Origin of the sequence: [Clostridium] clostridioforme AGR2157 (assembly GCF_000424325.1) — a bacterium.
Classification (GTDB): Bacteria; Bacillota; Clostridia; order Lachnospirales; family Lachnospiraceae; genus Enterocloster; species Enterocloster clostridioformis_A.
Genome location: NZ_AUJR01000083.1, coordinates 1 through 9,496, shown reverse-complemented (window position 1 = coordinate 9,496; position 9,496 = coordinate 1). Strand labels below are relative to the sequence as shown.

General features: G+C 51.2%; 9 protein-coding genes. 3 read left to right on the top strand and 6 right to left on the bottom strand.

Annotated elements, in window-relative coordinates:
* Positions 1–444: 444 nt before the first annotated feature.
* The 6 genes from G614_RS0122535 to G614_RS0122495 all read right to left on the bottom strand — a co-directional run bounded on the left by G614_RS0122535 (position 445) and on the right by G614_RS0122495 (position 6,510).
* Positions 445–2,094 (bottom strand): D-alanyl-D-alanine carboxypeptidase family protein, encoded by a 1,650-nt coding sequence (locus G614_RS0122535; protein WP_027643719.1) that lies wholly within the window; start codon positions 2,092–2,094, stop codon positions 445–447.
* A gap of 312 nt (positions 2,095–2,406) precedes the next feature.
* The gene (locus tag G614_RS30700; protein WP_080664602.1) at positions 2,407–3,441 is read right to left on the bottom strand and encodes an NUDIX domain-containing protein; all 1,035 of its coding nucleotides are present in this window, start codon (positions 3,439–3,441) and stop codon (positions 2,407–2,409) included.
* A 101-nt stretch (positions 3,442–3,542) separates the two neighbouring features.
* Complete coding sequence (gene guaB, locus G614_RS0122515) at positions 3,543–4,997, bottom strand: IMP dehydrogenase (protein WP_027643718.1); 1,455 nt, start codon at positions 4,995–4,997, stop codon at positions 3,543–3,545.
* 174 nt (positions 4,998–5,171) lie between these two features.
* On the bottom strand, positions 5,172–5,315 hold the full coding sequence (locus tag G614_RS31530) for a hypothetical protein (protein WP_155245119.1): 144 nt from the start codon (positions 5,313–5,315) through the stop codon (positions 5,172–5,174).
* Between the two features lie 197 nt (positions 5,316–5,512).
* Complete coding sequence (locus tag G614_RS0122500; protein WP_027643717.1) at positions 5,513–6,010, bottom strand: DUF6106 family protein; 498 nt, start codon at positions 6,008–6,010, stop codon at positions 5,513–5,515.
* A gap of 47 nt (positions 6,011–6,057) precedes the next feature.
* Positions 6,058–6,510, bottom strand: coding sequence for a metal-dependent transcriptional regulator (locus tag G614_RS0122495; protein WP_027643716.1), 453 nt, complete (start codon positions 6,508–6,510; stop codon positions 6,058–6,060).
* A gap of 74 nt (positions 6,511–6,584) precedes the next feature.
* Here G614_RS0122495 and G614_RS0122490 point away from each other — a divergent pair, with 74 nt between their 5' ends.
* From G614_RS0122490 to G614_RS30695, 3 genes are all read left to right on the top strand, one after another.
* Positions 6,585–6,866 (top strand): FeoA family protein, encoded by a 282-nt coding sequence (locus tag G614_RS0122490; protein WP_027643715.1) that lies wholly within the window; start codon positions 6,585–6,587, stop codon positions 6,864–6,866.
* A gap of 98 nt (positions 6,867–6,964) precedes the next feature.
* Positions 6,965–9,109: a ferrous iron transport protein B gene (gene feoB, locus G614_RS0122485; protein ID WP_027643714.1), complete on the top strand. Its 2,145-nt coding sequence runs from the start codon at positions 6,965–6,967 to the stop codon at positions 9,107–9,109.
* A 129-nt stretch (positions 9,110–9,238) separates the two neighbouring features.
* Positions 9,239–9,496 (top strand): transposase zinc-binding domain-containing protein (locus tag G614_RS30695; RefSeq protein ID WP_207637859.1); only part of this gene is annotated, 258 nt, incomplete at its 3' end.

The following is a 9,496-nucleotide window of genomic DNA, read 5'->3' as shown; positions in this document are numbered from 1 at the left end:
ACGTCCGTGAGACCTCCCCGGGTACTCACACGTTCTTTCCCACTTATACCTGCCCCGTTTACTGCTGGCGTTCCGTGCAGTTATTGGACTTTAGTTTGTTAGGCAACCTCATCCACGCTTCACAGCCTATCCGGACAACTTTTACAGGCCAGTGGTTTGCCTCCGGCTTCCTTCAGACCCCACCTCACGATGACGCCCTTGCCATTGGCTGCACCCTTCCCCCTGCCGGGCGGGTCAGGGACTTTCACCCGTTAGAACGTGCGCCCGCCGGGCGCACCTAAAAGGAAACCCCGAAGAGTTGCCGCTCTTCGGGGTTTCGCTGTTGCAATGCACATAACATCTTTTCTCTGCTAATATTATAATTCACCACTGCATAACGTTCGTTAAGATCATATCTACTTTCACGCTCAATTCAGCATATAACTCCATTAATTATCTGACACCTTACTCCACCCAGGCCCCGCTCTCATCCACCCGCAACCCATCCGGTGTAGTTGTGTTGGTCAGCATAGCGCCGTCAGCGCCCAGATAAAACCACTGTCCGTTTTCTTCAACCTTCTCCCACTGATTCTTGGCCATGGCTCCATTGGAGCGCAGGAAATACCATTTTCCATTTACCTGGCGCCATCCCTTGGCCATATATGTATTGGAATCAATCCAGTAAGAAACGCCGTCTACCGTAACCCACTCATTAGCAGCCTTGGCTCCATTGTCCTTCACATAGTGCCATCCGTTGCTGTCCTGGACCCAGCCCTTGGCTGAGGATGTTCCCGGACCGGCATTTCCTGTGCCGGAAGAACCGCCCGGCGTACTTGTGCCGTTTGAACTGCTCGTGCCGTTTGCATTTCCTGCACTGCTGCCGCTTAAAGCGCCTGCCTTCACCAGTTCATATCCGTAGTCGAATAAAGCCTTCGTATCCGTATAATGGGTTGATTTGCTCTTCATGATGACGGCAATCAATCTGACTCCGTCCTTCTCCACTGCGGTTACCAGGGTATTTCCTGCTTTGGATGTATAACCGGTCTTTCCTCCAATGACCCCCGGATAATATCTGGCATCGTTGGGGTTCAGCATTTTGTGGCCAATTGTCACGGTCAGGCCGGAAGGATTCTTTATGGTGGCAGGCAGTTCGTATGTACGTGTGGATGCCACTGTCTTCACCACATCATTCTGGAATGCTGCCCTTGCAATCAGCGCCATATCATGGGGCGTGGTGTAATGATTGGAATCATTGAGACCGTGGGGATTGGTAAAATGTGTATTGGTGCATCCTAAGGCAGCTGCCTTGGCGTTCATCATATCCGCAAATTTAGCATTGCTGCCGGCCACATGCTCCGCAAGGGCATTTCCCACCTCATTGGCTGATTTGAGAAGCAGGGCGTAAAGACACTGTCGCACAGTCATCACATCCCCTGCCGTCATATTGATAGACACAGCGCCTGATTCCAGGTTGGTGGTGGCTGTTGCTGAAAATGTGACCTTGTCATCCAGACTGCAGTTTTCCGCCACCAGCAGTGCTGTCATAAGCTTGGTGATACTAGCGGGATAGAACTGCTTGTCGCCATTCTTGGAAATCAGGACGGTTCCCGTGGCAGCATCCATTAGTACAGCCCCCTCTGACGCTATCTCCGGCTTCTGCACGGAAGCAGCAGCTGTCTGGTCAAAGGTCCCGGCAGCAGCGCCTGCTGTCTCTCCGGGCGATACCGCGCCTTTGCTGTTTCCCCCAGCCGTCTGACCTGCCGACGGACTGCCGGAGGAAGACGGACTGCCGGATGTGGATGGACTCCCGGATGGGGATGGGCTGCCAGAAGAAGACGGATTGTCAGATGGGGATGGGCTGCCGTTTGAAGACGGACTCCCTGAGGAGGATGGCCCATCTGATGAAATGATCGCCCCATCACTGCCGGATTCCTCCCCCGGTCCCTGAGACGATACGGTCCCCTGGCCGGAGGTCTGGTCCCCTGACTGGAAGGAAGATACCTGGCTTTCCTCCAAAGGCATGATGGCTGTGGGGTTAGCTGACGCCGCCGTACTCATAAGCAGGGTACAGCTGGTACATATACATAAAAATGATTTCCATTTCCTAAGTTTCATAATATCTCTCCCATATTCCAGGCACTCATTTTTTGTAAACAAAACTAGAGATATTATATCATACTTCCCGGTTACAAAAAACATCTATTTCTGACAATAAACTTACGATAAATATATTTTTTCTTTAATTGCACAGGCAAATATTCTTCCTTACCATCCCCCTCCATTCCATTATACTGCCATACCATTATCATCAATCTTTACCTACATAAGCGATTGTTGGCCCCAGTTGATTGTTGGAATCAGGGATACGGTCCAATTCGTCCCAAAAGCCCCCTCGGCGGTATCCCTGCTTTGCACTCCCTGTCCCTTTCATTCCCGCTGCTCCCGGCACAGATACCGCTCAATCATCTCAAGTTCATCCAGATAAATGCAATTGGGTATCCTCTGATGCCTCACCGCCTCCACACACTCACGAAGCTCCATCCACATGACGTTCTCCACCTCCTCTCTCTGAAGCATAAGTCTGTCTGCATCCACTGGCTTCCTGTACACATATACGGCGCTGACCTCGCTGTCCTTAAACATCCTTCCGTAAAATATCTCTTCCATATATCCCTTATGGTAACCTGCAAACTCCAGGTCCCCCTCCCCGGCCTCAATTCCCAGCTCCTCCTTCAGTTCCCTGATGGCGGACGGCAGGAAGTCATCTCCGGCCTGCACATGGCCTGCCGAGGAAATGTCATAACAGCCCGGATAAGAATCCTTACCCTGGCTCCGCTTCTGCAGCAAAAGGTCATACGTTTTATCCTCATGCTCCCTTACCACCCATATATGGGCAGTTCCGTGGGGGACTCCGTCCATGTGGACCAGGCTCCGTTCCCGGACCACTCCTGTCTTCTTCCCGTCCTCATCCAGTACATCGAATAGCTCCATCTGCTTCCCGTTCAGGACAGCCTCTGTCAGACGGTCCCCTTTATATGCCAGTTTCAGCGAAAAGAAGGGAACCTCCTCATTTAACAGCTTAAAAAAGATTTTATCCCCCTCCCACAGATTCAAAGACAGCACATCTTCCTTCTTCACCCATTCCAGCGCTCCCTCGTTGCAGGATATCATTTTGCCCTCATATCTGTCCGCCGTGTACAGACACATGTATTCTGTCTCCCAGCCCTCTGCAATGAATGTAACCAGTCCCCTGAACCGCCAGGAGGTAAGGGTAAGGCCGGTTTCTTCCCTCACCTCCCTGAGCAGGCAGTCCTCCGGGCTCTCGTCCCCTTCAAAATGCCCGCCCACTCCAATCCATTTATCCTTATTCACATCGTTCTTCTTGCTGATTCTGTGGAGCATCAGATATGCCCCTTCATTTTCTATATAACATAGTGTGGTCAATCTGCTTTTTTGTTCCATAACCCCGTTCTCCCGTTCCAATATAAAATACCCGCCGTAGTACTCGACGGGTATCATTATAAACCAATTCTTCTTACGCTTCAATCATTAGGCACTCTTCCCTATTCCTCAATCGAATAGTTGGGAGCCTCCTTGGTAATGTGGATATCATGAGGATGACTCTCCTTTAAGGATGCAGCGGAAATCTTAATGAACTGTGCTGTCTCCTGAAGGGTAGTGATGTCCTGGGCGCCGCAGTATCCCATACCGGAGCGCAGACCGCCTAAGAGCTGGAATACGGTGTCTTCCACCATTCCCTTGTAAGCTACGCGTCCCTCCACGCCTTCGGGAACCAGCTTCTTAGCATCTGTCTGGAAATAGCGGTCCTTGCTTCCGTTTTCCATGGCAGCAATGGAACCCATGCCGCGGTATACCTTATACTTACGTCCCTGGTACAGCTCAAAGGTACCCGGACTCTCATCACATCCCGCAAAGATACTTCCCATCATACACACGCTGCCGCCCGCTGCAATGGCCTTTGTCACATCGCCGGAGTACTTGATTCCTCCGTCGGCAATAATGGGCACACCGTACTCCTTGGCAACGCTGTAGCAGTTCATCACCGCCGTAATCTGGGGCACGCCGATGCCTGCCACCACGCGGGTGGTACAGATGGAACCAGGTCCGATACCCACCTTGACGGAATCAGCCCCGGCCTCAATCAATGCCCTGGTAGCTTCTGCCGTGGCCACATTTCCGGCCACCACCTGAAGGTCCGGATATGCCTCCTTAATCATCTTCACGCAGCGGATAACATTGGCTGAATGGCCATGGGCGGAATCCAGAACCACCACGTCCACCTTTGCTTCCACCAGTGCTCCTACGCGGTCCAGCACATTGGCGGTGATGCCCACGGCAGCGCCGCACAGAAGGCGTCCCTGTTCGTCCTTTGCGGACAATGGATACTTAATCTGCTTCTCAATGTCCTTGATGGTGATAAGGCCTTTCAGGTTGAACTCATCGTCCACGATTGGCAGCTTCTCCACCCTTGCCTTGGCCAGGATGGCCTTTGCTTCCTTTAATGTAACACCCTCCCTTGCAGTGACCAGGTTCTTGGTAGTCATGCACTCCTTGATGGGACGGTCAAAGTCTTCCTCAAACTTCAGGTCACGGTTGGTAATGATGCCCACCAGCTTCTTGCCCTCTGTAATGGGCACGCCGGATATGCGGAATTTTGCCATCAGGTCATTGGCATCCTTAAGGGTGTGCTCCGGTGAAAGGAAAAATGGGTCTGTGATGACACCGTTCTCAGAACGCTTTACCCGGTCCACTTCCTCTGCCTGGGCTTCAATGGACATATTCTTATGAATGATACCGATACCTCCCTGCCTGGCCATGGCAATGGCCATGCGGTGCTCTGTGACCGTATCCATGCCGGCGCTCATCAGCGGGATGTTCAGTTTAATCTTCTTGGTCAAATGTGTGGTCAGGTCTACCTGGTTGGGAATCACTTCTGAAAATGCCGGTACCAGAAGCACATCATCAAAGGTTATGCCTTCGCCGATAATTGTACCCATTATAAATTTCCTCTCTTTCTGCGTGTTTGGTTTGATATGTTTGTCATAATATTGATAGTCCGCGAACTGTCCTTTTCTTATTAGTATCTTATACTAGCAAATTTTATCTGGCTTGTCAAACCAAAACAGAGAGAAATATTCATTGATTTTACTAATAGGGTTCCATCAGCCGTCCTAATATCCCCCGCAGCACCGCCCCGGGGACATCGCTGCCAGGAGCATCACCACCAGAAGCATCACCGCCAGGAGCATCACCACCAGGAGCATCACCACCAGAAGCATCACCGCCAGAAGCATCAACGCCAGGAAGCCAGCCACACCATAAGGGGCACCGTAACAATGGACAGTATGGTAGGCATGGCAAACACATGGGACGCATACACCTCATCCCGCCCGTACTGCGGGGGAAACAACATATACCATGCCGTTGTCCGCGCAGTACTGCTTGATGATGCCCTACATTCCACAGCCCTCGACGGCCCGTTCTCTCCCGACCTGTCCATATGCCGATTGCATTACATCACAAGCTTCCGCGGAAAGGTCCTCCGCATGGCTCCTATCATCCTCTCATTGGGTTCAATCAATACCTTGAAATGGTCCGGCCCCTTCTGGTATATGAGGGCGTACACCTTGGCATTCTTTCTGCCCGACGAAAAATCCTTTACCTTCATGCCCTGCTTCTCATAATCCTTAAGCACAAAGGAATCAGCCGGCGCCACGATCTGGATGTCATCCTTCTCACAGTCAAATATCTTCTTTCTCTTTGCCTTTCCCAGGATACGGTCCACCGCCAGACCGCCCTCTGCAAACAGATATTCAAACTCCACGCTCAGGTTCAGAAACACGAAATAGGTGGCCACACCTGCCATGGTCATGACAATTACGCCAAACACGGTCTGCAGCGCGGAAAGGACGGAAAATATACAGCCCACAATCATGAGTATCTTTACAGGAACGGCATATGCCGGATCTTTTCTCTTCACAAGCCACTCTACATAGTTATCATCGTTCATAATGTCTCTCCTTTTATCATTTTGCATATTACACATTATACAATACTTTATCCTATTTTTCCAGTAATATCATTCTTATGCCGAAGGAAGGAGAGAGCCTGCTCCATATTTTCCACGGTCCTGTGATTGATAAAATGTTCAATCTTCTCCACCAGTTCCAGTTCATCCTCCGTATGGTTGAGGGTACAGAAAAAATCCTGGAGTACCTGGTGTCTGTGCAGCAGGTACCTGCCCTCCTCGTACCCCTTATCCGTGACCATGATGGAGCCGTATTTCTTGAAATCAATATACCCGGCTTTTCTCAAATTATCTAACATTTTTGAAGCGGATGAGGGTCTTACGTGAAGGCTGGCAGCCAGGGAGCTGACACGGATGGGTTCCCCCTCTTCCTCCATTCTGCACACCATCTCCAGATAATCCTCCATGGACGAGGTCATCTCCTCAGAAGCAGAACGTTCATATCCTTTCATTGTATAGAATCCATCTTTATCAGTAACCAAAGTTCCCCTCCTGTAATACTATATGAGTAAGAAAAAGTTTCCCTATCCTAAATCTATTGCGAGGTATTGTAATTATGAAAGAATTTCTATGTTTGAATGATATAAAACCCGGAAAACGGGCTCGTGTAAAGGAGCTTATTTCCACAGGCAGCATCCGCAGGCGTCTTCTGGATATCGGCCTGGTTGAAAATACGGAGGTGGAATGCCTTGGGCAAAGCCCTCTGGGAGACCCCTGTGCCTACCTGATTCGCGGTGCTGTCATCGCCATACGCTCAGAGGACTGCCGCGGTATTCTGGTTCAGCCCTGCACAGGCTTCAATGAGCAGGAGATAATGGAGGGCTGCACCAGCCTGTAAGGTATCTCCCACAAAACAGCTGTCTTAAGAAACATCATCTGATTCCGGTCAGATGCAAAATTGCCTGATATAAAAAAAGAAAAAAGAGGAGTATTAAAATGGGTCTGACCAAACAATCCGTAGGAATGGGAGCTGTGGATTCCGGACTGGATATAAAAAAACAGACACCTGATGATAAAATAATCGCCATAGCAGGCAACCCCAACGTAGGTAAAAGCACCCTTTTCAACAATCTTACGGGAATGAGCCAGCATACAGGAAACTGGCCGGGAAAAACCGTGACCAATGCCCAGGGCTATTGTAAGACAAAGGAACACAGCTATGTGCTGGTAGATATCCCCGGCACCTATTCCCTCATGGCCCACTCCGCGGAGGAGGAAGTAGCCCGCAACTTCATCTGCTTTGGCGGAAGTGACGGGGTTGTAGTTGTGTGCGACGCCACCTGTCTGGAGCGCAACCTGAACCTGGTGCTTCAGACCATGGAAATATCGGACCGCGTCCTGGTATGTGTGAACCTGATGGACGAAGCCGCCCGCAAGAACATTACCATTGACCTAAAGGGCCTGTCGGAAAAGCTGGGCGTACCGGTGGCCGGCACCATTGCCAGGAAGAAGCGAAGCCTTGACCAGCTGATGAAACAGCTGGATGACCTGGTGGAAGGTACCCGAACCGCCTCTCCCTACCAGGTGAAGTACTCCCCCATCATTGAACAGGCCATCGCCATGGCGGAGCCTGCCGTAAAGGCCAGGGTGGAGGGAAAGGTCAATTCCCGCTGGCTAACCTTAAAGCTTCTGGACAGCGATCCGTCCCTCATGAAAGAATTAAGGGAATATCTGAATGAGGACATACTGGAAGTGCCTGAGATAAGCCTTGCCCTGTCACAGGCCAGGGAGCATCTGGCCAGGTACGGCATTACCAATGAAATCCTAAAGGACCGCATCGTGGCTGCCCTGGTGGCATCGGCAGAGAAAATATGCCGTGATACGGTCCAGTTCCACAAAAACGGCTACAATGAAGGTGACCGGAAGCTGGATAAGATTCTGACCAGCCGGTTCACAGGCTATCCCGTCATGATAGGAATGCTGGCCGTGGTATTCTGGCTGACCATCACAGGCGCCAATTACCCCTCCCAGATGCTGGCGGATGCCCTGTTCCGCCTCCAGGACCAGCTCACCAAAGCCTTCATGGCCACGGGCGCTCCCCAGTGGCTTCACGGACTGCTGATTCTGGGAGTCTACCGGGTCCTGGCCTGGGTTGTCTCGGTCATGCTGCCGCCCATGGCTATCTTCTTTCCTCTATTTACCCTGTTGGAGGACTCGGGTTATCTTCCCAGGATTGCCTATAACCTGGATAAACCCTTTAAGAGCTGCCATGCCTGCGGCAAACAGGCCTTGACCATGTGTATGGGATTCGGATGCAACGCAGCGGGCATCGTGGGCTGCCGCATCATTGATTCCCCCAGGGAACGGCTCATTGCCATGATAACCAACAACTTTGTGCCGTGCAACGGAAGGTTTCCCACCCTCATCGCCATCATCTCCATGTTCTTTGTAGGCGTATCCGGAGGTGCCTTTGACTCCATGCTGTCAGCCCTGCTCCTGACCCTGTTCATTGTCCTGGGCGTATGCATGACCTTTGTGGTCTCCAAAGCCCTTTCCATGACCGTGTTAAAGGGAATTCCTTCCTCCTTCACCCTGGAGCTGCCTCCTTACCGGCGTCCGCAGATTGGCAAGGTGATTGTCCGTTCCATCTTTGACCGGACCCTGTTCGTACTGGGAAGGGCCATTGCGGTGGCTGCCCCTGCCGGACTTTTAATCTGGATCATGGCAAATGTACAGGTAGAGGGCATCACCCTGTTAGCCCATTGTTCCGGCTTTCTGGACCCGTTTGCAAGGCTTCTTGGCATGGACGGCGTGATTCTTATGGCATTCATCCTGGGGCTGCCTGCCAATGAAATCGTAATTCCCATCGTCATCATGGCCTACATGGCCCAGGGAAGCCTTCTGGAATTTGACAGCCTGGCACAGCTGAGGGATTTGCTGGTAAATAACGGCTGGACCTGGATTACCGCTGTCAGCACCATGCTCTTCTCCCTGATGCACTGGCCCTGCACCACCACCCTTCTTACCATCCGCAAGGAATCGGGCAGCCTAAAATGGACTGCCATGTCCTTCCTTGTGCCTACGGTCTGCGGTATCGTGCTGTGCTTTGCCTTTGCAACAGTAGCCCGGATGCTTGTGTAAAAATCAGCTTTCCCCGGCACGTACGGCAGAGCGCAAGAAAGTGCCTTCGGCACCTCAACTCCCCTAGCCCCTCATTCATGAGGGGAATTAGGGCTTGTTTTTTGCGTCATTTTATTCCATAATAATCTCATGAATGTGATTCAGAAGATGCTCAGAGACTATTACGAAATCATTGAATACGATATAAAACCCAGACCTGTCGTCATGGAAAACATTGATAAGGTCATTAACTGCGGGGATCCTTCTTATGGTGGCGCCATGTATGGTTGTCCCCATTGCGGTAACCTCAAGTTCGTTCCTTTTCGCTGCCACTCCAAGTTTTGCCCCTCCTGCGGCGCTAAGTATTCCAATGACAGGTCTACCGCTATGTCTTTTAAATTAATACAG

Bases quoted from the DNA above. Each gene is read 5' to 3' on its own strand.
- G614_RS0122535 (WP_027643719.1), bottom strand. From the start codon at position 2,094: ATGAAACTTAGGAAATGGAAATCATTTTTATGTATATGTACCAGCTGT.
- G614_RS30700 (WP_080664602.1), bottom strand. From the start codon at position 3,441: ATGGAACAAAAAAGCAGATTGACCACACTATGTTATATAGAAAATGAA.
- guaB (WP_027643718.1), bottom strand. From the start codon at position 4,997: ATGGGTACAATTATCGGCGAAGGCATAACCTTTGATGATGTGCTTCTG.
- G614_RS0122500 (WP_027643717.1), bottom strand. From the start codon at position 6,010: ATGAACGATGATAACTATGTAGAGTGGCTTGTGAAGAGAAAAGATCCG.
- G614_RS0122490 (WP_027643715.1), top strand. From the start codon at position 6,585: ATGAAAGAATTTCTATGTTTGAATGATATAAAACCCGGAAAACGGGCT.
- feoB (WP_027643714.1), top strand. From the start codon at position 6,965: ATGGGTCTGACCAAACAATCCGTAGGAATGGGAGCTGTGGATTCCGGA.